The sequence below is a fragment of the Streptomyces sp. HUAS 15-9 genome (assembly GCF_025642155.1).
Lineage (GTDB): Bacteria > Actinomycetota > Actinomycetes > Streptomycetales > Streptomycetaceae > Streptomyces.
This window is the reverse complement of the sequence record NZ_CP106800.1, coordinates 13,358-37,275: the sequence shown is the minus strand read 5'-3', so window position 1 is coordinate 37,275 and position 23,918 is coordinate 13,358. Positions and strand designations below refer to the sequence as shown.

General features: G+C 70.4%; 28 protein-coding genes and 1 pseudogene. 21 read left to right on the top strand and 8 right to left on the bottom strand.

The features are described from left to right. Nucleotides 1–19: 19 nt before the first annotated feature. The 13 genes from N8I87_RS43605 to N8I87_RS43545 all read left to right on the top strand — a co-directional run bounded on the left by N8I87_RS43605 (nucleotide 20) and on the right by N8I87_RS43545 (nucleotide 8,182). Entirely contained in the window at nucleotides 20–475 is a 456-nt protein-coding gene (locus N8I87_RS43605) for a transcriptional regulator (protein ID WP_263217458.1), read from the top strand. 56 nt (nucleotides 476–531) lie between these two features. Further along, complete coding sequence (locus N8I87_RS43600) at nucleotides 532–1,542, top strand: ATP-binding protein (RefSeq protein ID WP_263217457.1); 1,011 nt, start codon at nucleotides 532–534, stop codon at nucleotides 1,540–1,542. Beyond that, a complete protein-coding gene (locus N8I87_RS43595) occupies nucleotides 1,539–1,925 on the top strand; it encodes a hypothetical protein (RefSeq protein WP_263217456.1) in 387 nt (128 codons plus the stop codon). Before N8I87_RS43600 ends, N8I87_RS43595 begins: the two co-directional genes overlap by 4 nt. After that, a complete protein-coding gene (locus tag N8I87_RS43590) occupies nucleotides 1,922–2,233 on the top strand; it encodes a hypothetical protein (protein WP_263217455.1) in 312 nt (103 codons plus the stop codon). Before N8I87_RS43595 ends, N8I87_RS43590 begins: the two co-directional genes overlap by 4 nt. Beyond that, nucleotides 2,230–2,646 carry a hypothetical protein gene (locus tag N8I87_RS43585; protein WP_263217453.1) on the top strand — a complete coding sequence of 139 codons (417 nt, stop codon included), beginning with the start codon at nucleotides 2,230–2,232 and terminating at the stop codon, nucleotides 2,644–2,646. The genes N8I87_RS43590 and N8I87_RS43585 overlap by 4 nt, the downstream gene beginning before the upstream one ends. 110 nt (nucleotides 2,647–2,756) lie before the next feature. Further along, nucleotides 2,757–3,329: a hypothetical protein gene (locus N8I87_RS43580; protein ID WP_263217451.1), complete on the top strand. Its 573-nt coding sequence runs from the start codon at nucleotides 2,757–2,759 to the stop codon at nucleotides 3,327–3,329. A gap of 34 nt (nucleotides 3,330–3,363) precedes the next feature. Further along, on the top strand, nucleotides 3,364–3,612 hold the full coding sequence (locus tag N8I87_RS43575) for a hypothetical protein (protein WP_263217449.1): 249 nt from the start codon (nucleotides 3,364–3,366) through the stop codon (nucleotides 3,610–3,612). Between the two features lie 93 nt (nucleotides 3,613–3,705). After that, nucleotides 3,706–4,002 (top strand): hypothetical protein, encoded by a 297-nt coding sequence (locus N8I87_RS43570; RefSeq protein WP_263217448.1) that lies wholly within the window; start codon nucleotides 3,706–3,708, stop codon nucleotides 4,000–4,002. Then, nucleotides 3,999–4,643 carry an ASCH domain-containing protein gene (locus N8I87_RS43565; RefSeq protein ID WP_263217446.1) on the top strand — a complete coding sequence of 215 codons (645 nt, stop codon included), beginning with the start codon at nucleotides 3,999–4,001 and terminating at the stop codon, nucleotides 4,641–4,643. Before N8I87_RS43570 ends, N8I87_RS43565 begins: the two co-directional genes overlap by 4 nt. Before the next feature lie 124 nt (nucleotides 4,644–4,767). Continuing rightward, a complete protein-coding gene (gene dnaN / locus N8I87_RS43560) occupies nucleotides 4,768–5,892 on the top strand; it encodes a DNA polymerase III subunit beta (RefSeq protein WP_263217444.1) in 1,125 nt (374 codons plus the stop codon). Between the two features lie 104 nt (nucleotides 5,893–5,996). Further along, nucleotides 5,997–6,716 carry a hypothetical protein gene (locus tag N8I87_RS43555; protein WP_263217442.1) on the top strand — a complete coding sequence of 240 codons (720 nt, stop codon included), beginning with the start codon at nucleotides 5,997–5,999 and terminating at the stop codon, nucleotides 6,714–6,716. A gap of 70 nt (nucleotides 6,717–6,786) precedes the next feature. Continuing rightward, entirely contained in the window at nucleotides 6,787–7,161 is a 375-nt protein-coding gene (locus tag N8I87_RS43550; protein ID WP_263217440.1) for a hypothetical protein, read from the top strand. Beyond that, nucleotides 7,154–8,182, top strand: coding sequence for a DUF5131 family protein (locus tag N8I87_RS43545; protein ID WP_263217439.1), 1,029 nt, complete (start codon nucleotides 7,154–7,156; stop codon nucleotides 8,180–8,182). The genes N8I87_RS43550 and N8I87_RS43545 overlap by 8 nt, the downstream gene beginning before the upstream one ends. Before the next feature lie 333 nt (nucleotides 8,183–8,515). Here the strand turns inward: N8I87_RS43545 and N8I87_RS43540 are convergent, their stop codons facing one another. Both N8I87_RS43540 and N8I87_RS43535 read right to left on the bottom strand, forming a co-directional pair. Further along, on the bottom strand, nucleotides 8,516–9,604 hold the full coding sequence (locus tag N8I87_RS43540) for a ParB/RepB/Spo0J family partition protein (protein ID WP_263217437.1): 1,089 nt from the start codon (nucleotides 9,602–9,604) through the stop codon (nucleotides 8,516–8,518). After that, the gene (locus tag N8I87_RS43535) at nucleotides 9,601–10,749 is read right to left on the bottom strand and encodes a ParA family protein (protein ID WP_263217436.1); all 1,149 of its coding nucleotides are present in this window, start codon (nucleotides 10,747–10,749) and stop codon (nucleotides 9,601–9,603) included. Before N8I87_RS43535 ends, N8I87_RS43540 begins: the two co-directional genes overlap by 4 nt. Before the next feature lie 622 nt (nucleotides 10,750–11,371). On the opposite strand from N8I87_RS43535, the gene mobF reads away from it, so the two are divergent. Next, nucleotides 11,372–13,180, top strand: a complete 1,809-nt coding sequence (gene mobF, locus N8I87_RS43530) for a MobF family relaxase (protein WP_317633577.1) — start codon at nucleotides 11,372–11,374, stop codon at nucleotides 13,178–13,180. Then, nucleotides 13,177–13,524, top strand: a complete 348-nt coding sequence (locus N8I87_RS43525; protein WP_263217435.1) for a hypothetical protein — start codon at nucleotides 13,177–13,179, stop codon at nucleotides 13,522–13,524. The genes mobF and N8I87_RS43525 overlap by 4 nt, the downstream gene beginning before the upstream one ends. Nucleotides 13,525–14,002: 478 nt before the next feature. Here N8I87_RS43525 and N8I87_RS43520 read toward each other — a convergent pair whose 3' ends face one another. Continuing rightward, nucleotides 14,003–14,467 (bottom strand): hypothetical protein, encoded by a 465-nt coding sequence (locus N8I87_RS43520; protein WP_263217434.1) that lies wholly within the window; start codon nucleotides 14,465–14,467, stop codon nucleotides 14,003–14,005. A 262-nt stretch (nucleotides 14,468–14,729) separates the two neighbouring features. Here N8I87_RS43520 and N8I87_RS43515 point away from each other — a divergent pair, with 262 nt between their 5' ends. The 5 genes from N8I87_RS43515 (at nucleotide 14,730) to N8I87_RS43495 (ending at nucleotide 18,556) form a co-directional block, all read left to right on the top strand. Then, nucleotides 14,730–15,200, top strand: a complete 471-nt coding sequence (locus N8I87_RS43515) for a hypothetical protein (RefSeq protein WP_263217433.1) — start codon at nucleotides 14,730–14,732, stop codon at nucleotides 15,198–15,200. A gap of 118 nt (nucleotides 15,201–15,318) precedes the next feature. Further along, nucleotides 15,319–16,377 carry a replication-relaxation family protein gene (locus N8I87_RS43510; RefSeq protein ID WP_317633576.1) on the top strand — a complete coding sequence of 353 codons (1,059 nt, stop codon included), beginning with the start codon at nucleotides 15,319–15,321 and terminating at the stop codon, nucleotides 16,375–16,377. A 155-nt stretch (nucleotides 16,378–16,532) separates the two neighbouring features. Then, nucleotides 16,533–16,997, top strand: coding sequence for a hypothetical protein (locus N8I87_RS43505; protein ID WP_263217432.1), 465 nt, complete (start codon nucleotides 16,533–16,535; stop codon nucleotides 16,995–16,997). Between the two features lie 413 nt (nucleotides 16,998–17,410). Beyond that, on the top strand, nucleotides 17,411–17,545 hold the full coding sequence (locus N8I87_RS43500; RefSeq protein ID WP_263217431.1) for a hypothetical protein: 135 nt from the start codon (nucleotides 17,411–17,413) through the stop codon (nucleotides 17,543–17,545). Between the two features lie 150 nt (nucleotides 17,546–17,695). Next, complete coding sequence (locus N8I87_RS43495; RefSeq protein ID WP_263217430.1) at nucleotides 17,696–18,556, top strand: hypothetical protein; 861 nt, start codon at nucleotides 17,696–17,698, stop codon at nucleotides 18,554–18,556. Nucleotides 18,557–18,577: 21 nt separating this feature from the next. On the opposite strand, the gene N8I87_RS43490 is transcribed toward N8I87_RS43495, so the two are convergent. The 3 genes and pseudogenes from N8I87_RS43490 to N8I87_RS43485 form a co-directional block, all read right to left on the bottom strand. Next, complete coding sequence (locus tag N8I87_RS43490) at nucleotides 18,578–18,925, bottom strand: hypothetical protein (RefSeq protein WP_263217429.1); 348 nt, start codon at nucleotides 18,923–18,925, stop codon at nucleotides 18,578–18,580. Nucleotides 18,926–18,973: 48 nt separating this feature from the next. Further along, nucleotides 18,974–19,171: pseudogene (locus tag N8I87_RS44845) on the bottom strand (zinc finger domain-containing protein); the annotation flags it as partial. 118 nt (nucleotides 19,172–19,289) lie between these two features. Then, nucleotides 19,290–20,624 carry a 3'-5' exonuclease gene (locus N8I87_RS43485; protein ID WP_263217428.1) on the bottom strand — a complete coding sequence of 445 codons (1,335 nt, stop codon included), beginning with the start codon at nucleotides 20,622–20,624 and terminating at the stop codon, nucleotides 19,290–19,292. A gap of 220 nt (nucleotides 20,625–20,844) precedes the next feature. On the opposite strand from N8I87_RS43485, the gene N8I87_RS43480 reads away from it, so the two are divergent. Then, entirely contained in the window at nucleotides 20,845–21,378 is a 534-nt protein-coding gene (locus tag N8I87_RS43480) for an AAA family ATPase (RefSeq protein ID WP_263217557.1), read from the top strand. A 130-nt stretch (nucleotides 21,379–21,508) separates the two neighbouring features. On the opposite strand, the gene N8I87_RS43475 is transcribed toward N8I87_RS43480, so the two are convergent. Both N8I87_RS43475 and N8I87_RS43470 read right to left on the bottom strand, forming a co-directional pair. Continuing rightward, nucleotides 21,509–22,405, bottom strand: a complete 897-nt coding sequence (locus N8I87_RS43475) for a replication-relaxation family protein (protein ID WP_263217555.1) — start codon at nucleotides 22,403–22,405, stop codon at nucleotides 21,509–21,511. A gap of 581 nt (nucleotides 22,406–22,986) precedes the next feature. Continuing rightward, a complete protein-coding gene (locus N8I87_RS43470; RefSeq protein ID WP_263217427.1) occupies nucleotides 22,987–23,811 on the bottom strand; it encodes a cell division protein ZapB in 825 nt (274 codons plus the stop codon). Between the last annotated feature and the right edge of the window lie 107 nt (nucleotides 23,812–23,918).

Sequence of the window (23,918 nt, the reverse complement as noted above, 5' to 3'; positions counted from 1 at the left end):
GATGAGGAGCACCTCCAGCATGACCGATCACAGCCCCCGAGCCGCCCGTTTCGCCGCCGTCTACGCCCTGATGCGTATGGCCGCGGACCTGGGTGACCACTGGATCCAGTCCGACCACCAGGCCGTCACCAAGGGCCAGCACGACGGGAACGATGGCCAGTCCAGCCGGGCCGGGCGCATCGCGTGCACCGCGCACGTCGCCACCTACACCGCCACCCAGGCCGCCGTCCTGTACGCCGGATCCCGCGTGCTCGGCCTGCGCTTGAAGCCCGGCTGGGTCGCCGCGGCGCTCGCCCTGTCGGCCGGCACCCACTGGTGGGCCGACCGGCGCATGCACCTCAAGGCCGTCGCGGACGCCACCGGCAAGGGCAACTTCTACCAGCTGGGCGGCCCCCTGGGCGGCGCTTACGCCCTGGACCAGGCCTTCCACCACACCGTGGAAACCGTCGCGGCTGCCATCGCGGCCGCCAAGTGAGCCCCGCCGACCGTCCCGCGCCCACCCAGCGCCTCGTTCCCGCAGGGAGCCCCACCGTGACATCGTTCCTCGACACCGACTTCCCCGACCCAGCCGTCATCGTCCTCATCGGCCCAGCCGGCTCGGGCAAGTCCACCCTGGCCAGCACCTGGGCGCCCACCCAGGTCCTCAGCCTCGACCACTACAGGGCCCTGGTCTCGGACTCCGCCGGCGACCAGTCCGCCACCGGCGACGCCGTCTTCGCCCTCCTGCGCGTCCTCGAGGCCCGCCTGCGCCGCGGGCTGACCTCCGTCATCGACGCGACCTCCATCAACCCCGAAGACCGCGCCACGCTCCTGGCCACGGCACGCCGCTACGGCGTTCCCACCGTCGCCCTGATCGTGCCCACACCGCTGAGCGTGTGCCTGGAACGCAACGCCTCCCGCACCGGTGACCAGCAGGTGCCTGAGGCCGCCGTCCGCGCTCAGCACCAGGCCATGGTCGCCACCGCCTCCCCCGACCGCCTGCTGCAAGAGGGCTTCGACTACGCCGAGTTCACCCCCGGCATCCAGCGTCTCGGCCGGCTCGGCACGCTGCTGCAGCGGGTCAGCGACACCCGGCGCCTCGAGCTCGGCCTGGACGGCGGCGTCAAGCCGGGCGACGCCTGGCGCTTGCGCCGCTACTTCGGCCCGGAGATCGCTCGCCTGGCCGCCTGGAAGGACGGCTCCGACCTCGTCACCGGCAACGACCGTGTCGTTGTCCTGGAAGTCGCTGGCGACTTCCTCACTCTTGCCTACCGGCACGACGCCGACGGCGAGGGCAACTTCGGCTTCGACGTCCTGGTGCCCTGCCCCAACGACACCGACCGCGACGACGACGAACCCTGTGGTCCGGCCTGGGTGCCCGCCTACAGCGCCACCGACCTGCTGCGCGCCTACCAGGGCCAGCACGAGACCTGCGACGGTCTGATCTGCGAAGGCTGCGGCTACGAAGGCGAGATCGACCACGAGGCCGCCGACTGGGAGGCCGGAGCTGACCCCGAGGGCGACGACCGCCAGACGCAGTACACGGAGGCGGTCCGGTCGTGAACACACCCCCTATCGAACCGACCTTGGACCCGGTCGAACGCCTCGCCGCCGCCCTGCGCGCGGGACTCGGACAGGCGTGGGAGCCCACCATGGGGCCCGGCGCTCCGGCCGCGATCCTCACGAACACTGGCGCGGGCCGGTCGGTCGGCGCCGACCCCGACCCGGAGACGGGCCGCATCACCCTCCAGGCGTGGATCGACGGTGGCGACGGGCGTACGCCGACCGCGATCTACACCGTGGACCTCTCTGGGCACCGCGACCTCGCCCACTGGCTGTCCTGCGGCAACCTCACCGAACCCACCGTGGTGATGGCACGGACCCTGCGTCTGCTGCTCGCCCAACTCCCCTCCCACCTCGACTCACAGGACAGGGGCGAGAAGTGAGCGCCAGCGGGGCCTCGCGCCTCAACACGGCAGCGCAGGGATGGGACCAAGCGGTCTTCCGCTGCGGCCGGTGCGGTGCCAACCGCACGGTCAGCACCGAGGCCGACTACCTGAAGGCCGTCGGCGCCCACCGCGACGCGCACGCGGTCTGGGACCGCCTCAACCCGATCGAACGCGACGGCCTCGCCTCGATCCTGCGGGTGCTCCTGGCCGACGTCGACCTCGGCCGGGAGTTCCTCGCCCTCATGGACAACCAGCAGCCGGCCACCCGCCCGAACCCCACCACTCCGGAAGGAGCAACCCCGTGAGCCTCAGCGGCCAGGAAGAAGGCATCGAGCACGGCACCCTGCGCGGCCACCGCCAGCACACCCGCCGCAAGGTCCCCGCCACCGAAGCGTGCGGCTGCCTGCAGGCCAAGCGCGACGACGAACAGGCCAAGTCCGAGGCACGGCAGGCCGGTCGCGCGCCCCGGGCCGCCGGGCAGCACAAGTGGAACGGCGGGAAGTTCGCCGCCGGCACCTCCCGCCCCGAGGCGAACACCGCCGTACGGACCCCGTGTCCCACCGAGGGCTGCGGTCAGGCCGACCGCATCCCCCAGCGCGGCTGGGTCCTCGTCCACGTGAGCGGATCGACCGAGCCCGCCCGCGAGTTCTGCTCCGGCGCCTGCGCGACGTACGGCATCGCGCTCGCCGAACTCCGCATGGACAACGCCGCCGCCTGAGCTGACGGCCGCCCGTGCCGCCCCAACCCCGCACACGGGTTGGGGCGGTGCGGAGGACCGGACAGACCCGACCGGCCCTACGCAGGATCCCGAGCGGAGGACCACCCCTCATGACCGTTCTTCAACTCGCCCCCGCCCTCCACAACCGAGACGACCGTCCGCACGACAACGACACCGGCCTTGAGCCGATCGTCGCCCTGCACCAGCGGGTGCAGAAATTCGACCTGTCCCAGCGGGAGGAGCAGCACGACGAAGAGGCCGCCTTCCAGGCCGTCCTCAACGCCGACGCCGTACTCACCGGCGCCTTCCCGGACACCCTCGACACCGTGGTGCAGGCCATGTCCTGGACCGGCCACCCGCCCGTACCCGACGCGCAGTTGATGGCCTCCGCCGTCACCTACCTCGGCTCCGCCGACGGGCTGCGTGGCTGGTGGCTCCACTACACCCGCCGCGAGGAAGGCTTCGGCGAGGACGGCGACCTGGTCCACGTCCTCACCCTCATCGCCCCCTGCTCCTGCGGCACCTACCTCAGCGTGGAGCTGGTCGACGAGGACCACCTGATCGTCCTGCTGGACGAACTCGACACCGCCCCCGGCGCCCCCATCGACTGCGACTACCGCTTGCGGATCCGATCCAGCAGCTACGCCGACCCGGCACACACCAGCATTGAGCCGCCCTTCTAGGGCCCGCTGACGCCGACCGTGCACGGACGAAGCGATGCACTCCGACCCGTGGCTGGTGACCTTCCGCCTGCTCGATGAGGCCAGCACCCGCCACAGCTACGTGATCAAAGAAGCTGCCAGCGCGTACCTCGCCCGCGAGGCCGCCCGCAAGCTCGCCAACAGCCCGGCCGAACAGGCCGCCCGCGACGGCGCAGCCATCGACCCCCGCTACGACGACGTCCTCGCCCTCACCCCGATCGTCCTGGCTCACACCCTGCGCTTCGACGCCAGGACCCCGACCTGAACCCGCCCCGGGACGGCCGCCTTCGGCCTGAGAAACCAGCCGGCCGTCCCGGGCCACACCATCGCGCCCGCAGGCGAGAGGAGCACCCTCATCATGCCGTCCCGACCCCGCCCCGCCCACTCCCCCACCCGCAAAGCCCGCCAGGCCGCAGCCGCCAGAATGCGCGCCATCGGCCTGGGGCGCCGCCGTCCCCTGCCCCGCCGCGGTCCCAGCTTCCTGTGCGGACGCTGCAACGTCGCCTGGGCCGGCGCGGAAGCCGACTGCTTCTCCTGCGGCCTGCCCGCCACCCAGGAGCACAGCCACCCCGGCACCGCCCTCCAGGTCCTGCTGATCGCCGTCGGCCGCACCCCCGTCTTCAAGACGGACCCTGAGCCGGAGGAGTCCCGGTGACCGTCACGATCGCGGACGCCTACGACGCCCGCCTCTACGCCCGGGCCCGCCACGAAGCCGAACCCACCGGTGCCCTCTTCACCGCGCCCCAACGGCCGGCGCCGCTCACCGCCGAGCAGCAGCGCCTCAACTTCGAGCTGCTGGGCCAGAGCATCAGCTCCCGCCACCAGGCCCCGGCCTCGGACCCGAACTCCACCAAGATGCGCGCGATGACCATCCAGCCGCCCTGGTCGGACCTGATCGCCCTCACCGACGAGGAGATCGCCAAGCGCATCGAGAACCGGGTGTGGAGCACCCACTGGCGCGGCACGCTCCTCATCCACGGCGGCCAGACCGTCGACAGGCGGGCCCTGACCCTGCCCCACGTGCGCGCGGTGCTGCCCGACGGCTACGAACCGGTACAGGGACACGTCGTCGCCGTCGCCGACCTCACAGGCATCCACGCGGACGACGGCACCTGCACCCGCTGGTCCGAGCACGGCTGCTTCCACTGGCAGCTCGCGCACGTCCAGCCCCTCCCCGAGCCCGTCTACGCCACCGGATCGCAGCGCCTGTGGAAGCCCAGCCGCAAGCTCCTGGACGACATCACCGCCGCCAATCCGCACCTCACCGCGCGCCTCGAGGCCGCGGAGTCGAGGTGACCGCGAGGACCTGGGCCGCGACCTCCCGCCGGCGCTCGCCGCCCGCACCCCGGTCGGTCGCCCGCAAGCGGCCGGCCCCTCCCCCAGTGCCCACGACCCACAGCACAGACAGGAACCCGTTTTCGTGAAGCTCACCCTGGATCAAGCTGACCTCGCCTCCGCCGTCGGCTACGCCGCCCGCAGCCTCCCCACCCGGCCACCCGCCCCCGTCCTCGCCGGACTCCTCCTGGACGCCAGCGACGGCACCCTGCGCGTCAGCAGTTTCGACTACGACACCTCCGCCGACACCGTCGTCCCCGCCACCGTCGCCGACAACGGGCGCGCCGTCGTCTCCGGACGGCTGCTCGCCGACATCGTCGCCCGCGTCCGCGGCAACGTCGACCTCGAACTCACCGGCCCTCGCCTGGTGCTGCGCGCCGGATCCGCCCGCTTCACCCTGCCCACCCTGCCCCTGGAGGAGTACCCGTCGCTGCCCGAGGCCGGCGCCACCTCCGGCACGCTGCCCGGCCCGGCCTTCGCCGAAGCCGTCGCCCAAGTCGCCTGTGCCCTTGGCAAGGACGACACCCTGCCCGTCCTCACCGGCATCCAGCTCCGCCACGACCAGGAGGACGGCACCCTCACCCTGGCCGCCACCGACCGCTACCGGTTCGCCGTACGCACCATCGCCTGGAAGAACTGCGACCTCAGCGCCGACTGCACCACACTCGCGCCCGGAAAGCCGTTCCTGGACGCCGTCAAGGCCGTCGCCGACGACACCACCATCGACCTCGCCCTCCCCGACGCCTCCGGATCCAACGGCCTCTTCACGCTGCGGACCGACAACAGCACCACCACCCTGCGCGGCCTGGAAGGCGACCTGCCCAAGTACCAGAACCTCTTCCCCACCGAGTTCAACCACACCGCCACCGTGGAGATCGCCGCCCTCAAGGACGCCGTCCAACGCGTCGCCCTGGTCGCCACCAAGGAATCCCCGCTCAGGCTCACCTTCGCCGCCGACAACACGCTCGTCCTGGAAGCCGGCACCAGCGACGAAGCCCAGGCCGTCGACAACGTCGACACCAACCTCGACGGCGACGAACTCACCGTGGCCTTCAACCCCGCCTTCCTCCTCGACGGCCTGAACGCTCTCACCGCCGAATCCGTCGACTTCCACTTCACCACCAGCACAAAGCCCGCCGTCCTGCGCGGGCACGGCAGCGACGACCTGGCCCTGCGCTACCTGCTCATGCCGATCCGCCTCACCGGCTGAACCACCCAACCCCACGCCTGCGGGGCGGCCGTCGACACGACTCCGGCCGCCCCGCAGCACCACCGGCCCCGCCAAAACCATCACCCCACAGGGAGAGCCTCTTCATGACGAACGGCACCACCCAACTCACCCGCCTGCGCACACGGATGCTGGCCACCGCGTACAGCAACGCCGACTTCTGGGTCCAGCGCACGGCCTTCCTCACTGACCAGGCCGTGGCCGCGCTCGCCCGCCGCGACCCCACCGCAGCCGAAGCCCTCGCAGCGTCGCTGATGCGCGCGGAACCCCTGCACGACACCCAGATCCTGAGCGCGGCCGTGGAAGCCGGAATCGACACCAGCAGCTGGGAGGAGCGCCGCGAGAAGATCCGGACCTACGCCCGCGACGCCTACGAACTGTCCCCGCAGACCGACCCGGCAACCGAGGCCAAACGGATCTGGGCGTCGCTCTACGACAACTACCCGCTGATCGCAGACGCCCTGGCCACCTTCCTCCGCGACATGCCGCCCACCTGGCGAGAGGACCTGTTCACCACCAGCCCCCACTCCCCCGCCGCCCGCCGGACAGCCTCAGAGCTCCCCGGACCGGAGACCGCACCGTACGACCCGCTGGACTGGAAAGACTGCCCGGCCTGCGCCGAAGCACAGGACCAGTGCCGCTACCACGCGGGCGTCTTCGCAGGCATGGAGTACCAGCGCGACCTGATCACCACAGCCCTGACCGATCACGCGGCCATCGACCAACTCCAGCAGCGCCAAGCCGAGCTCGAGGCGAGCGCCTCCCAGACGGCGGCCGCCGAAACGAGCGCGCCCACTACCGCCTGACGCCCGGGGCGGCCGCAGGCCTCCAGCCCGGCCGCCCCGGCCTCCCTGCCCTCCTTACGAAAGGACTGCTGTGCACGGTCAGACCGACACCACCACCACCACCCGCCCGCCGATCGTCGCGCTGTGCGGGTCGACCCGGTACTGGGACGCTCTCGCCGAAGCCAACCTCTACGAGACCGCCGCCGGCCGCATCGTCCTCGCCCCCGGCTGCAACATGAAGCAGCCGCACCCGCTATGGGAGGACCCGGCCCGGGCCGAGCGGCTCAAGCAGCAGCTCGACGAACTGCACCGCCGAAAGATCGACCTCGCCGACGAGGTCCTCATCGTCAACCCTGGCGGCTACATCGGCGACAGCACCCGCAGCGAGATCGACTACGCCCGCAGCCTCGGCAAGCGCATCCGCTACACCCACCCCGTACACGCAGACGAGGACACCCGTGGCTGACACCACTTCGATCGAATGGACCCGAGCCGAGGACGGGACCCCGGGAGCCACCTGGAACCCGGTCACCGGCTGCACCAAGGTCAGCCCCGGCTGCGACAACTGTTACGCCGAAACTTTCGCCGAACGGTGGCGCGGAACGGAAGGCCACCACTTCGAGAACGGCTTCGACCTCACCCTCAGGCCGGACCGCCTGCGGCTGCCGCTGACGTGGCGCAAGCCGCGCCGCATCTTCCTCAACAGCATGTCGGACCTGTTCCACCAGGACATCCCCGACGCCTACATCGCCCAGGTGTTCGCCGTCATGGCGCTCGCCCCACAGCACACGTTCCAGATCCTCAGCAAGCGGCACGCCCGTATGAAGGCGCTGTTGTCCAGCCCCACCTTCTGGCACCAGGTCGCCGACGAGGGCAGAAGGCACTTCATCGGCTGCCAGCAGGACTGGCTTGCGGTCGGCGCGATGCTGGGCGGCGACCCGCTCCCCAACGTCTGGTTGGGTGTCTCGGTAGAAGATCAGAAGTGGGCCGACATCCGCATCCCGGTCCTGCTCGAGACTCCGGCCGCCGTGCGCTTCCTCTCCTGTGAACCGCTGCTGGGGCCGGTCGACCTCAAGCGGGCCGTCATCACCATGGGCAGCGAGCGCGGCCACGGCCTGACCGCTTCCTATGTTCATGCCGGGGGCTGCTGCGAGCGCGGCCTTCACGGCATCGACTGGGTCATCGTCGGAGGTGAATCCGGTCGCAAGGCGCGCCCGATGCATCCCCAGTGGGCCCGCGACCTGCGCGACCAATGCGAGTGGGCAGGGGTGCCGTACTTCCTCAAGCAGTGGGGGGAGTTCGCACCCGAAGATCACGGACACGACCGCGGCGGCATCACCCTCATCGACGCCCAAGGCCGCAGTTGGAACCGCATGGAGGCCCTCGCCCCGCAGGACGCCGTCCGCATGCGCCGTGTCGGCAAGAAGAACGCCGGACGCCTCCTGGACGGCAAGCACCACGACGCTGTCCCCGCGGCCGCCCGATGAGCGGCATGACCGGCCGGGTGTACCTCGAACGAGGGCACCCCGTCACCGTGGTCATCCCGTTCTGCGCTCGCCGTGCACCTGGCATCACGGGCGAATGGCTCCATTTCCAGTGGCCTGGGTGTCGCCCGGCTGCCGGACCACGGAACCTCGCCATACGTCGCGCCGACGGCAGCACCGTCGTTCGACCGTTCCGCGGTCTGATCCGCCCGCCCGAGACAGACGACACCGGAACCTGGACGCCCTGACGTACCCCCGAGCGTGACGAAGGCCCGTACTCCCTGCCGGATGGAGGGGAGTACGGGCCTTCTTGCGTTTCGCGGTCTGTCTGGGATGTCAGGCCGGCTGCTGTTCCTGCTGGGTCAGTTCCTCGAGCAGGGCGCTGTACGCGTCCGGGTGCTGTTCACGCAGGATCCCCAGCCACACGCGGGCACCGTCAGCGAAGGCCGACGGCTCCATCTTCAGGTGCAGGTGGGTGACCACGGAGAAGGCATCGTCGTACGACAGTTGGCCCGGCTGTCCGGCCTCGGTCTGCCCCGTGCTCTCCGGGCCCTGAGCCTCCTGGGTATTAACGGCGTTAACGGTCGGCGGCGTGGGGGAGCCGACCGACGCCCCGCCCTCGGGGGTATTAACGGCGTTAACGGTTGAGGCCTCGCTGGACTGTTCCACCGCAGGCTTGCGCCGCTGGCGAGGAGCCTTCGCGGCCTCGATGGCCTTCTTTGCCTCGCCCGCCTGCTGAGCCTTGGGGAGCCGACCGATCCGGCGAGCCGGTTCGACCTTCAACTCACCCGTCTCCACCTGCTCCTGGAGCTCGGGCGTGAGTTCCAGGAGAGCTAGGCGCTGCGACACCCAAGGGGGCGTCTTCCCCAGTCGCCTGGCCACCTCGCCCTGCGACCCATGCACCTTCACGAGATCCTGGATCGCCTTTGCCTGGTCCATGGGAGCCACATCCTCGCGGTGGATGTTGGCGATCAGCGCAGACTCCAGGAGGTCCGCCGCGCTTGCTGCGAGGTCGTCGTTGACGTCGATCCGCAGCTCTTCGAGGCCGGCCAGGTGGGCGGCAGCCAGACGCCGGTTGCCGTCGATGACGACGTACTCGGCTTCAGCGAGCGCGTCTTCCTGCCCGGGGTGTGCCGTCAGGAAGGCAGCTCGCCGCGCCACGGTGACCGGCTGGATCTGTCCCTTGGCCCGCAACGAATCCGCGGTCTCTTCGAGGTTGGTGAGCTCTTCGCGCGGGTTGAACGGGTTGTGTGCCAGCGATGCCAGCTTCACCGAGGCCGGGGGCCTCTTGCCTTCCCCATTCATGATCTGTGAGCGAGTCCGGATGCGACGGGGTGTTTCCTGCTCTCCGCCTGTCCCGTCGTCGTCAATGCTGAAGCCACGCGTGACCCGCGGCTGGCCGTCCTTCTTGCTGGTGTTCCTCATACCGCCAGTTCCTTCGCCAGGTCGCGCATCGCCTGCGCGTGTTCGCTGTCCGGTGCGTACTCAAGCAGCGGGATCTCGCCGTCAGCGGCCTCGCGGCCTTCCTTCAGGTCGCCGATCACCGCCAGGACAGGTGGGGAACTGCTCTTCTCCCACTCATCCTTGTTCTCCTTCACGAGCTTGCCGCGGCGGCTGTCGTACGCGTTGATGATCAGTCCCAGGTAGTCGACCTGGATCCGGCCCTTTGTGCACAGGTCGTCCTTCTGGGACTTCAGCAGACGGAAGGCGCGGTGGGAGGCCTTGTTGGCCCAGACCGGCGTGATGACGCCTGATCGGTCTGCGAGTTCGCCTTCGCGTCGGCGCACGTAGTACAGGGCGGTGTCCATGTTCAGACCGAGGCTGGGCGGGCCGTCGATGATGATGACGTCGTAGTCCTCTTCCAGCGGCTCCAGAGCGCGTTCCAGGGCGGCCTCGCTGAAGCTCACCTTGGACAGGGCGACGTCCCGGAGGAACGCGTCGTCGGACGCGGGAAGCAGATGCAGCCGCTCACCGAAGCGCTTCTGGTCCAGGGCGACCAGCAGGTCATGGATGTCGCCCTTGGCGGTGCCGTCCATGTGCATCATGAGCGTCTCAACGTCGTCCTCGTACATGAGGTCTTCGAAGCCGAGCTCGGCAGTGAGGTGCCCTTGCGGGTCGTAGTCAATGATCAGGACGCGACGGCCGGCCTCCGCGAGGGCCTGGGCAATGCCGGAGGAGATGAACGTCTTGCCGACGCCGCCCTTCTGGTTGGCCACTATGACGCGCACGACCGGCTGCGAGACCAACGGGGTCGTGGGGGAGGGGTGGTTGTTGAGCCACAGAGTCAACGCTTGCGCGAGCCCCTGCACGTAGGTGATGCCGCGCTGCGAGCAGACGGCCTTGAACTCATCAGGGCCACCTACGGGGAGGAAGGTCCCCCACGTCTTGGCTCCGTCGGTATCAACCTCGGGGACGTCATCGGCTTCGTACCAGGCCTTGATGGCGTGCTCGGTCGCGTCCTGGATGTCCATTCCGTGCTCAAAGGCGCGGATCTTCAGGTGCCTGCGCAGCTTGGGAGTGAGAGCGGTAATTAGCTTCTCTCGCTCTCCTCTGGGGCTCGGGATGCTCATGCGGCCGAACTTTACTAGGTCCACTGTGCGGCGAGACTGAAGCCAACCCGCACGTCACCTATTGGGATTCATGCAGCGGACGTATCGCTGAGGGAGACGGGAGGCCGTCAGCGGCAGGTGAACACCCGAAATGACGCTGCCGCAGCACGTGTTGACCCAGCCGTCCCGGATCGGGGCGACAGAGCGTGCGCTGGGTGACGGTGGAGTCGGTTGCCGTGGCATTCCGGGGCTGGTGTGGTGGTGGCGCAGTAATCGCACGGCCGAGGTCAGCTCTCGTAGAGGGCGCGCATCACGTCCCAGAACTGCTGGGGTTGGGTGGCCTCGCAGTGGCGCAGCGATACCGGTGGAAGTCGGTGCGGGCCGGGCGGTCCTGCTGTGCGGAGGGGCCGCTGCTGAGGAACTCGGGTCGCAGCGGTCGCGAGCACAGTGGGCAGGGGCCTGCGTAGATCAGCTGATTCGTCATGCGGAGGACTGTGCACACGTCGGCGGCTTACCGTCTCGGGCTGTCTCGGCGGCCCGCCTGACGGGCGCTGCGGTAAAGACTTGGTGATGGCCTCCCGCCCGGCGGGAAGGACCCCGGATCGCGCTTTTCCGCAGGTCAGTGCCGGGTTTCCATGGGGCGGTGATCAGCAAAGCGAAGGTCCGTCCGGGGGACGGGTGGCGCTATCTCTTCCGTGGCGTGATGGTCGGCGACGGCCACCGCTCTGCGGGCACGCCGCTGCGCGCCGCCCAGGACGAAGCCGGTGTCCCACCCGGCGTTTGGAAGGGCCGAGGCTTGGCCGCACTCGGGCTCAAGGACGGGGACGTGGTGACCGAGCGACAGGCCGAACTGCTCCTGGGGGAGGGTCGGCACCCGGACGCCGACCGGATCGAGCGCGAGCTCCTGGCGCAGGGCAAGAGCCCAGCACAGGCCCGGCGCGCGACCGTGCTGGGCAGGCCCATCGAGCACAACCGCTCACCCAAGACCGACAAGGCCAAGGAGCGCACCCCCTGGCTGGCCTTCGACCTGACGTTCCGGCCCCCGCCGACGGCACACCTCGCGTGGGCCCTGATGGACGACTGGCACCGCCGGATGCTGGAGCTGTGCGAGGACATAGCCCGCGACAAGACCCTGGCGTGGTTCGAGGAGTCGGTCGCGGAGATCCGCTGGAAAGCCGGCGGCAAGCGCCGCGCCCGGGTCAAGGACGGACTGATCGTCGCGGTCTTCAGGCACTACGAATCCAGAGCCACGGAATCGAGGCCACTTCTTCACGATCACGCGATCGTGTCGATCCGCGCCCGGCGGCCACACGACGGGAAGTGGGGCAACCTGTCGGCGGACTCGCTGATGACCCACATCGTTGCGGCCGACACCCTCTACCTCCTGTACTTCATGGAGGAGGTGTCCGCCCGGCTCGGGTGGGCGTGGGAGCCGCGCGAGGTGACGCCCGGCCGCCGACCGGTCATGGAGATCGTGGGTATCGACCAGCGGCTGATTGGCTGGCAGTCGACTCGCCGCCAGCAGATCGAGGACGCGCTCCCCGTCCTGACGGCCAAGTATGAGGAACGGCAGGGGCACGCGCCGGGGGAGCGGGCCTCCTACGCACTGGCCTGTCAGGCCGCCGACCAGACGCGGCCGCCCAAGCGCACCGAGATGCTGTCACTGACCGAGCTGCGCGAGCGATGGCGCACCTCAGCGATCCGGGCGTTCGGCGCCTGCACCGTCTACCGGCTCGCGGAGCGAGCGCGGGCGGCAGCCGCGGCGGTATGGGCGCGGGTGCGGCCAGTGGTCGACATCGCCCTGGCGGCCGTCGACGTCGTCGCCGTGGTGTACGTGATGCGCGGTGCCTTCAAGCGCCACCACTTGCTCGCCGAAGCCCGCCGTCACATCTCCTACGCCCTGCGTGGCCGGCCCCACCAGGCGGGCCTGGACGAACAGATCGTGCAGACGGTCGTCGACGACTACACCCGCCCTGCCAGCCAACGGATGATGACCGCCGACCTGCGCGCCCTGTACCCGCGCGACACCGAGGACCAGGCCGTGCTGCGCCCACTGACCCGGAAGCGGTCCGCGCCCCAGTACGAGCGGGCCCGCCTCGCCGCCGGCGCCCTGGCCGCCCGGGTCCATGCAGCGCGACGTGCGGAGCGCCTGAGCTCCCGCACCCGGCCGCGCGCCGTCGCCGTGCCCGCCCCCTCGAGGTCGCACCCACGGCCGTTCCACTCCGACCGGGAGGCCAGCCGCGTCCTGGAGCAGGAGACCGGCGTCGACACGGTGGAGCAGACCCGCCGGACCCTTGAGGCCGCCGCCGCCAAGCTCCAGGACGGCATCCGGGATCGCGCTGTCACCCACGGTCCTCGACCGCAGCCCGCCTCGGCGACGGCCCCGCCGCCGCACACCCAGCACCCCGGCACCCAGCACACACCGGGCTGGACCACAGGAGGAGTCGCGTGAGCACCCCGGAAGAACAACCCAGCCTTGATGACGCCCTCGCCCGCGCCCGCGCAGCAGCCAAGGACATATCCGCCGCGCTCGAAGAGGACCAGGAGCCCGAGTCCGATGAGCCCCTGGGGTGGCAGCCCATCTGGAAGCGCCCCCGGAAGCCGAAGTCGAAGGCGGCGAAGAAGGTGGAGCTGCGCAAGCAGCGGCGGCGACTCCAGGACGCCGGGAAGCGCCGCCTCGCCGCCGCGCAGTCGCGCCGGCCTCGATCGCGGCAGAACCGGATCGGCAATGCGGCCGCGCGCCGCGACGCCCGCGCTCTGTCCCGGGTGCGGCACTCCAACGCCTGGCTGTGGTGACGATGCCGGGCATCGTCCACCGAGTGGAGCCCACGATGTTCTGCATCCAGTGGCGATGCACGACATCGGATGGGCTCCACTCCGGCGCGCCGGATGACGATGGACGCCACCATGGTGCGCACCGCGATGTCCGCCACCGCATCCTGCGGCGCACCACCCGACGATGCCCGGCACTCTCGCGCGCGCCCGGTGCGCCGCACCCGATGTCCCGCACCGCACCGGTTCGCCCACCGCCGACCAACCCCTTGACCAGGTGCGGCCGGTGGCGTGCGCCCCCTTGTCCAGGTCCGCTACCGAGGACGAATCCCCTTGACACAGCCCCTTTTCGGCTCGCGATCAGGTCGTGGTCAAGGGGGTGTGTGATAGAGGAGCCCGCCCGATCGTCGCGCGCGCCCGGTGCGGCGCGGCGATGCCGATGGAACGCACCACGATGGGCGCTGCGGTGCGGCGCGCGGCGGTGGAGCGCATCCGATGCCTACTACACGACGGTCAGGCGCACCGGGTGCGAGCCGGCCGGTGCGGGGTGTGCATCGAGGGCCTGGCCCACACCGACGGCCTCCAACTGGCGCAGGGTGTCGGCGACGTCCTCGTAGTCCTCGGTGAGGAACTGCGCGGCGAAGTCGATGACGGAACGGGCGATGCCTTCCGCCGTGTCCGGCCCGGCCTGTGCCCAGGTCCGCAGCGAGGTCACGAAGACGCGTCCGAGGGCCTCCAGGGCGAAGGTGTCCGCGCACGGCTCGCCCGACTCCGGGCCGGGCAGCGCGGTGACGGGGACGACGATCCGCATCGCGACGTCGACGAGCAGCTCGGGCATCCGCGGCTCGGCGCTGGCGAACTCGCGGGCGGCTTCGACGTCGTCGGCCTGGACGGCCCGGAGGTAGCTGAACGCGGAGATGGCCGCGTTCGGGGTCATCGGGGCGAGCGGCATGGTGGTGTCGGGCATGACGGCCTCCTCATGTACGGGCCGTCCGGCTGATCGCGGCGGCCTCGGATCCGATGCTCAGGGGACCGGCCTGTGGATGGAGTCCGCGCACTGACGGTGAGCAGTCGTCTGCCCGGCCGCGCCACGAAACTCCTTGACACGGCTCGTTACGTGCGAGATTCCGCCCATATCGATGGGGGAGAAATCTCCGTCCCGGCACGCTGTGCGACGGCACGGGGAAAAGCCGCTGCCGCCCGGGGCGCGCCGCTGAGAGACTGCGGGGATGACGCCGCAGCGGCCTACGTCCCCGGTCCCGGACGAACGCGCCCACTACTTCTTCGACAGCTACGCCGACATGCACGACCTCGTTGAGGACCTGGTCGTGCCCGAGGGCACTCCCGAGGCCGCGGCGACCGTCCTGCGTACGGCCCGCGAGCTGCTGCGCCAGTCGTACTACTGCTACGAGTTCTCCACCGTGGCGGTTATGCACTCCCTGATCGCGGTGGAGATCGTGCTGCGCGACCGGATCCCGGACGCGGGCACCAAGCCGCTGTTCCAGCTCATCAAGCAGGGCGCCGCCGACGGGATCCTGACGTCACGGCAGGCGGAGTACCTCGACTATGGCCGGCAGATCCGCAACGGTATGGCGCACGGTCAGACCACGCACACGGTGATGCCGCCGGCGATGGCGGTGCCGATGGTGACGACCTCGTTCACGATCGTCTCCGAGCTCTGCACGGCGCCAGCCGGATGATCACGGGTCGGTAACGGCACTCAGTGGAGCGTCACACCGTCGACTTTCGCCACACCTCTAGTAAGTGACGGGGGGCTTTCATCCGGACCCCCGCGCCACCTGCGTGAGGAGCCTTGCCATGACGTACACCAGCAGCGCCCGGCAGCCCGAGCCGGAGCCGCGCCCGACCTGGACAAGGGGGGCTGAACGCCCGGCGGGCGGCCCGGAATCCAGTGCCGTGAACGGTGCCGCGAACGAATCCAACGTCGTGCCCATCACCGCAGCTCACACCGCACGCCAGGGGGTCTTCCAGCACGCTGACACCTCTCTTCCTTCCCCTGAGACGTCGGCGAAGGGGAAGAGGTCCACTCCCACGGCCGGGAAGGTGCGGGCCGATGCGCTGCGGATGCTGGGGTGCGTGCGGATAGCCACGGTGCGGCAGATGGCTGAGGTGATCACGGCGGAGGATCGGGACGGCCGGTCGTACGTGCGCAGGGCGATGAAGGAACTGGCGGAGCTGGGACTGGCGGAGATGAACGGCAAGGCGGGCAGGCACCCGATCTGGAACCTGACTGCGGCGGGACAGAAGGCTCTGGCCGACGGCAACGAGCTGCCTCCCCGACCGAAGGCCGGCACCGGAGCGAAGGCCGTTCGAGCCGGGTTCGGTCCGCACGGCGTCGCGGTGACGGACATGATCCTCGCCTACGGCGGCCGCAAGCACCTGACCGACTGGCAGGTGGAGGTCAACCACGCCATCAAGGAGACCGGCCTGAGCTTCAACACCGACGCCGTCCTCGCATGGCCGACCAAGACCAGCGAGGTGCGCCTCTTCGAGCTCGACAACGGCACCATGTCCCAGGACCGGCTCGCCAAGGAAGTGTGGGACTACGAACGCTACGCCGGACACCGCGTCTGGGAAGGCGCCCGCGGCACGATCGGCAACACGTACCCGTTCTGGCAGCGCCACCGCTACACCCGCTCCCAGACCTTCCCGCGGCTGCACGTCGTCCTGGCGGGCAAGGAGGAGCACCTGCTCGACAACCGCCTCCAGGCGCTCGCCGACGACGTGAAGGGCATCGCCGTCGCGGTGTGGGCGAACACCCTGCCCCGGCTTCAGCGCGGCGAGCCCTGGTACGAGATCGGCGTCGACGACCCGGACCGGCGCCGCCGGCGCTACCCCGAACCCGCCGGCCGCTGACAGCACGCGCGACGCCGGGCATGTCCCCGCCACGAATGGGGCTGCCCGACGTCCGGCCCGGTGGGCGGAACGGAAGCCGAAGACCTCATGCCACCGCATGGGACGGACGGGCCGATCCGACGGCGACAACCCACAGGAGGCCCTACACAGGCCGTATGAGACGCAGCCGAGAAGAGACCGCACCCCAGGATCTGCCGGGCGACCTGTGGCACGCCCTGTCCCAGCTCCACCACACCCATCCCGAACCCGTGGGCCGCGTCGGGCCGCTTGCCCGCCCGGTCGGACTGCTGTCCTTCGCCGCAGCCACCGACACCGTCCTCACGGCCCGCGTGCAGTTGTCCGGCGCGGAGACGATGCACGGACTGAACGAGACGCTCCGCTCGATCACCGAGGGCATGCATGCCCACTTCACCGGCTCCGGCGTCGCGCTGGAGGTCACGCTCGGCAGACGGCAGGAGCTCCCGCTGCACGCCTTCCATGCCGTCGGCCTCACCCGGCTCTTCCAGAACGCTGCCGGCACCATCGGTGCCCGCAGCACGCCAGAGGGAAGTTGGTGCTTCCACTGCGACGGCACCGGGCTTGCCCGCCCGCTGTGGGAACCGGCACTCAGGGCCAGCTGAGCAGCAAGCGGCGGGCAAACTAAAAGCCGGCTCGGCCGGTGGGACGCGGCGTGCTGCTCGTTCACGCGCCCCTCCGGTCCCGGCTCCCGGGTATGAGTGCAAACACCGCCCGGCGGTGAAGGCCGTTCGGCTGCTTGTTCAGGGTCGGACATAGCCGGTGCCCGGACCTCCCTGCTGTCCAGACCGGGGCCGGGATGCCGGTGTCCCCGCGTACGCTCGGATCGCCCCTCATGCCCTCAACCCAGGAGACCCCGGTGACCGCACAGGAGCCCCGCATCAACCCCGCCTCCAACCGCGGAGGAGAGGACTCCCCGGCACCAGTGATCCCCGGATGCACGCGCGTCGAACGGCAGATCACAGCACGCGGCGCGACTGCGGATGAACTCGAAGCCCTTGGCTTGCCCAGGTACGCCATGCTTCCAGTCGTGGTCTACCAGGCCATTCAGTACGACCAAGGCGGCAATGTCCTGGCGGCCACGACCACCGTCGTCCCTTCCCAGCATCCGACTCCCGAGGGCTGGGAGCCTTCGCACCAGGGCGGCGACTGATCACTCAACTGCGGAGCTCTCCACCACGCCGCACACCCCCGTGTGATCGACTCGGGCAAGCAGCGTTGGGAGGAACCGCCAGCCGCGCTCGGGCAACCGGATCGGGGATGGTCACCGCGCCGGACGGCGGGGAAGGGTACATGTACCGGTATGGCGCGTGAGCGGGTGCGGTGGCCGGCCGTGGTGGACCGGGCGAGACAGATCGTGCTGGGATACGCTCCGCTCAAGGTCACGCTGCGGCAGGTGATGTACCGGCTCGCCTCCGAGGGGATCCTGCCGCACACGCCGCCGATGTACCGCCGCCTGTCCTCGCATCTGGCCAAGGCGCGCCGCGAGGGCCGCTTCCCCGACCTGATCGACACCCTCCGGGAGGTCCACGTCCCGGAAGCCTGGCCGGACGCGGGCGCGTTCCTGCGCGAGGTACCGGACTGGTTCCGCCTGGACCGCACCGAGGGCCAGGAGCACGCCCTGTACGTCGCTGCGGAGAAGGACACCCTCCGGCAGCTGCTGACCGACTGGCTCGCCCCGTTCGGCATCCCGGTCCTCGTGGTCCGCGGCTTCGGCTCCCAGTCGTACGTCGACGTCGTCCGTGACCGCACCACCCGCGACCCGCGCGAGGCACATCTTGCGTACGTCGGCGATTTCGACTGCTCGGGTGAGGACGTCGAACGCGACTGGGTGGAGCGCACCGGCTGCTGGAGCCGGGTCACCCGGGTGCTGCTCACCCACGCCCAGGTCCAGGGGTACACCCTGCCCGCGACCGAGGGAAAGCGGGACGATCCGCGTTGGCCGGCCTTCGCCCGCCGCTACGGCTTCGACATCGACCGCCCCGTGCAGTGGGAGGTCGAAGCCCTCGAACCCGACGAACTTCAGCGCATGGTCCTCGCCGCCGTCGACCCGTACATCGACCGCGGCGTCCTCGCCGAACAGATGGCCCGCGAGGAACAGCAACGCCGCGCCCTGTCCGACTTCCTCGGAGGCTGGGGCGCGGCGGGCGGGACGTCTGTGTGAGCGGGCCCGAGGGGGCCTCGGCTACTCGGAGGCGTCTTTCTGCGTGTTCCGTTGCTGGCGTGCAAGGTTGACGTGTTCGCGCACCAGGTTGGTGTACACCGCCTCCGGAGTGCTGTGCGCTCCGGCGATGACGCCGGCGAGTATGCCCACCTGGACGGCGAGAACCGTCACCAGGTCGGCGCTGCCTATGGGCCCGCGGGCGAGGACCAGGGTGCGGGCAGCGTCATCGAGCCGGTCGATGGTGGGGTCGTCACCGAGACCGATGCCGAGCCGGTCCGCCATGACGTGCGAGACGATCGCCACGGCGTCACCGAGAGGCACGTCGATGTTGAACTGAGCCCGCGCCTTGTGGCTGTCCTCGAGGATCACCGGGAGCGTTCTCGGCCTCTGGAACAGCCCTTCCTTCCTCCATTCCTCGTACGGGAGCGGGCCTGCGGCGTCACGGCGAGCACGGTGATGGTCGGTGGGGTGACCGGCGGCGCTGCGGCAGGCGCGACCGATGGCCGCGCTGCAGCTCGGGCAGGCCACACGCCGGTACCAGGCACGGACGCGCTTCGTCTCTTCACCGGCCGGGAACTGCGGGCGCCAGTGCCCCCACTGATCAGCTTGAGTCACGACGCCTCCGGTAACTGTGTGGCCTCCCGGGCCAGTTCGAGCATGCGTTCCTCCAAGCGGCAGAGGGATCGGGCAGGAGATCACCCTAGGGTCAGAAGCCGTGCGCGGTCTGTCGATGTCACGCGGCGGCGGGCTCCTCCATGCGGTCGAAGGGGCTGGGGTAGGCGGCCATTTCCTCCAGCCGCCGGATGACGGCACGTGTATCGCCCAGGGCCCGGTGGCCGCCGCCCAGCTTCTGCCAGGTGTAGCTGCCGAAGCAGTCGTGCCAGTCGCCGTAGAAGGCGGCGTACTGCTCCATCGCGCACACCTCCCACTCCTGCGCGTCCAGCCAGGCCTGCGCGGCCCGATGCCGACGGACGGCGTAGCGGGCCTGCTTGGTCAGGTCGACCGTGCCCTGGGCTTGGTGGTGCAGGTGGAGCTCCCACAGCAGCCGTCCGGTGTCGTACTCCCGGTTGTAGATCACGATCCGGCGTCCGGCCAGGGCCTCGGTGAGGCGGGGGAGGATCTCGGAGAACGTGGGCGCGCCTTCGACCATGGTGTCGGTGATGCCGTGAATTGCCGTCGCCTCAGCCGGAATCGGCTCGCCGCCGGGGTTGAGCAGTGTGTCGAGCAGTACCGTCCCGGACGCCGTGGTGACGGCGATCTCCACGATCCGCGAGGTCGCGGTCAGACCCGTCGTCTCCGTGTCCAGGATCGCGTACGCGTCTGGGGTCGCGAGGATCTTCTGCGCCCACGCGATGGTCGGTCCGAGGTCGTCCCACCGAGCCCGGTCCGCCCGCCGCTGCGCCTGGACGCGCTCCTGCTCGATCTCGCGTTCGCACGCAGCGCAGTGCCAGTCGGCCATGGCCTGCTCGCGCTCGCTCATCGCCGCCCACACCGTGAGCGGGTACAGCTGCACCAGGCACCGCCGGCAGGAGCGTTCCACCAGCGACCGCGCCACCCGCCGTCCTCGCTCGAGGCGTTCGTCGCATGCCAGGCACATCCCGTCGCCGTAGTTCCTGGCCGGTGCCGGGGTGCGGAAGACGGTGCCGCAGTCCTGGCACGTCCGGCGGCGCAGATCGGCCCGGCGCCGGGCTTCCCGGTCCCGGCACACGCCGCACATCCCCCACACCGGAACGGGGAACACCTCGCCGCAGTCGGTGCAGGTCCGGCGCTCCTGCATCTGGCGGCGCTGCAGGGCCGACAGTGGCCGCATCTTCGCCGCCTGCGCCGGGTCCCACAGCGCCACCCGGTCCCGGTACCAGCGGGTGTAGATGTACGCGGCTGGCCGTTGCCCCACGGCGGGCTTGCGCCGCGCCCCGGCCAGTTGGGCTTTCGTCCGCAGAAAGGCCGGCGCCCCGCCGCTGTCGTACACCGGTACCCCGTCCTTGAACGCCACCGGCTTGCCCCGGGCCACCCGGCCCGGGTCGACGTCGTCCTCCTGGCCCGCCGACGCGGTCAACACCTCGTTCACGAATTGCCTCCTTCGGCCTAGCAGCGACCAACCGCAATGGAACGTGACATAACGCATGAATAAGTGTCAAGTACCAGGAAAAACAGGCAAGTTGGGCGTATGCGCTTAGATACCCGCTCGCGTACGCGAGGGAAAAAGTCACCCGTCCGGGCGTCGGCGTCGACGCCCACCCGGAACACCCACAGCGCTGTCACCGGCCCTCGATAACGTGACCGCCGTGATGGTGGGCACCGAAGAAACCCGGCTGGTCGTGCTGCGCGGCAACAGCGCGTCGGGGAAGTCGTCCGTCGCGGCCGGCCTCCGCGAGAAGTTCGGCCGAGGCCTGGCCCTGGTCAGCCAGGACAACCTCCGCCGCATCGTGCTCCGCGAACGGGACCGGCCCGGCGCCGCGAACATCGGCCTGATCGACCTGACCGCCCGCTACGCCCTGGACGCCGGATTCCACGTCGTCGTCGAAGGCATCCTCTACGCCGACCGCTACGGCGACATGCTCACCGAGCTGCGCGCGGACCACCGCGGCCCGACCCACAGCTACTACCTGGACGTCCCATTCAGCGAAACCCTCGCCCGGCACGCCACCAAGCCGATCGCCGACGACGTCAGCGAGACGCAGCTGCGCGACTGGTACCGGGCACGCGATCTGCTGCCCAGCGGCACCGAGACCGTCATCGGCGCCGACAGCGCCCTGCACGAGACCGTCGGCCGCATCATGCTCGACACCGGCCTGGCCCACCTGCCCGCCGTGGACCGATGACCGGAGCACATCTGCGACGCGCCGCCCACGCCCCGACCATGAGGCCGACCACGGGTATGACTATGCCGTGCCCAGCCCCGACCATGGCTGGTCAGCCCACGGCCGACGCCTTTTGTGCGGCGACCGCGCTTCATTTCTGCCGATGCCCGGAGCCGGTCCAGGGGACTCGCTGGTCGGGGTCGTGGACGGGGCGCCACACAGGTGCGGAGGGGCCGTGCTGGAGCAGGTCGGCCAGCGGCACCGCGAGGACAGGGACGTCGTACGGGAAGCGGGCCAGCAGCCCGACCGCGGCACGCAGGGCGCGGATCCGGTTCTCGACACCGGCCGGGCCGGTGCCGTCCAGGACGAACAGGACGCGGGGGAAGAGCGGGTAGCGCCGCCGCCACTCCTCAACCGCCGGTTCCTGGAAGGTCGGCCGGCGCCCCGGGACCACGGGCACGTAGCGGTGGAGGCGCTCGTACGCGGTGAGCTTGGCGGCGAGGCGTTCGGGGCCCATGGTGGCCCGGTCGACTTCCACGAACGCCCGCAGCATCGACCCGCTGTCACCGCCGGCGGGGCCGGTTCGGTAGTACAGGAGCGCGTCGGGGATGACGGCCTCGCCGCTCCCGATCGGGTGGTGGACCTCGGGGATCCAGTCCAGCGGCTCGCAGACATCACCGCGGCGGCGGGCGTCCTCGAGGAAGACGAGCGCGGTCTCGGTCACGGTCAGCGTGTGGCCGGCCTTCAGCCGCACGGCGGTCGGATCGGACACGGTCCTCGAGGGCCGGTGCCCGCGCAGCTCGGGCCACTCACAGGCGAGCTGCACGCCGTACGAGGTCGGGAACCACACCCTGGTCCGCCCGGCCTGCGGCAGGGTGATGCGGTCGACCAGCCCCTCCTGCCGAAGTCGGGCCAGCCGCCGCCGGGTCTGCTCGATCCGCACCCCTGGGGCGATCACCCGGTGCATCTGCTCGGTGGTGGCCATCCGGTACTGCGCCAGCACACCCAGCGCCAGCCGGTCCCCGCTGCCCGCGTCCACGCCGATCATCACGGATCCGCTCGCCTCCCTGCCGGTGCGGCACCGTCCTGCCCGGCGCCGCGCGTACCGGTCACAGCAGCAGCCGGCCCCGACCAGAACCCCGACCACGAAGACCCGACCACGGTCACGAAGCGACAACACCTCCGTGGACCAGGCCCACATCCCCGCCGACAACCCGTCCGACAACCGCCCGCCGCCTCTGCCGCGCCCGTCCGTGAATCCGCAGGCCACCACGCCGGTCCGGCCGTGGTCGGGAGGCCGACATCCCCTCTACGCCCCCGAGTCCACGCCCCACAGCAGGAAGAAAAGAGAAGTGGGTGGGTGGGACAGGCTCCGGGCGATGGGCGAGGGGATCGGGCGCCGCCGGTGTTCCTCGCGCGCGACGGCGGGGGCCGCGCGCGACGACGGGCGGACAAGCCGCCATGGCGGCGTCGTGGGCGGTGCAGCGGGTCCTCCGGACCGGGCCGCCTTCAGGTCGCGGCCGGATGTCCGGCACCACAGCAGCTGCGACGACCTTGACCCGCACCGCCACGACGAAGGGGCGGGCTGCCGGTGCTTGGCAGCCCGCCCCTCCATCTGGCTTCCGTCCGTCAGGCCAACGGCACGCTGCGGTCGGCGTGGACGACCGTGCCGTCGGCCAGCTTCACGTAGGGCCGCATCTGCGCGTACGGGATGCGCTGCTCTCGCTCTACCCGCCGCAGCTCATCGACTCGGACCCAGAACTGCGCGGGAGGGGCGCCGGGGGCGAGCACGTGAGGGAGCCGAGTGGCCCAGTTCTCGCCTCGCGTGACGAACATGCGCCGGTCACCGGGAAGCTCGATGCCCCAGCTGGTGATGGCAATCGGCTGGTCACCGGTGTTGACCGCCTCCACGCTGACGAAATCCTCGCCCAGGTCCTGACTGCCGTCGGGCAGGTCGTAGACCGGGATGGAGTAGGAGACCTTGACGAGGACCCGGGGGCCTATGGGAGCGGGCAGGTAGCTCGCGATGTGGAAGCGGTTCTCCTGCTGGTTGTGGTTTCCGACCTGCAGAGCGGCGGGGCCGTTGAAGGTGTTGCCGACCATGCCCTGGCGGGCCGCGAACGCCTGCTGCTCTGCCACCAGCGCCTGAAGTTCGGTCGCGGCCTGCTGCCGCTCGGAGCTCTCCAGGTTCTCCAGGAGCGACTCGAAACGGGTCTGCCACGATGCCTCCTGGCGAAGGCGCGCCCGCTCCGTCTCGCCGGCGGCATCGGCTTCCTCCAGCGCCTGCACGGTCCGGTCCAGGCGCTCCAGCTCCGCTCGCTCGCGCTGAGTGTCTCCGCGCCCCAGGAGACGGGCTACGCGTTGCCGCAGGCCGGTCCATGCGTCGGTGCCGGCGGCTTGGACGACGGCGGTGCCGCCTGCTCCGGCCACGGCCATGAGTGCTTCGGTGAGCATGTACCAATCCTTCGAGTCCGGGAACGCTGACCCTCAGGCTGCGGCGCTGAGGCTTGAGACCAGTGTCCCGGGCACCACTGACAACAGGGCCCTGGTCAGCGGTGCCA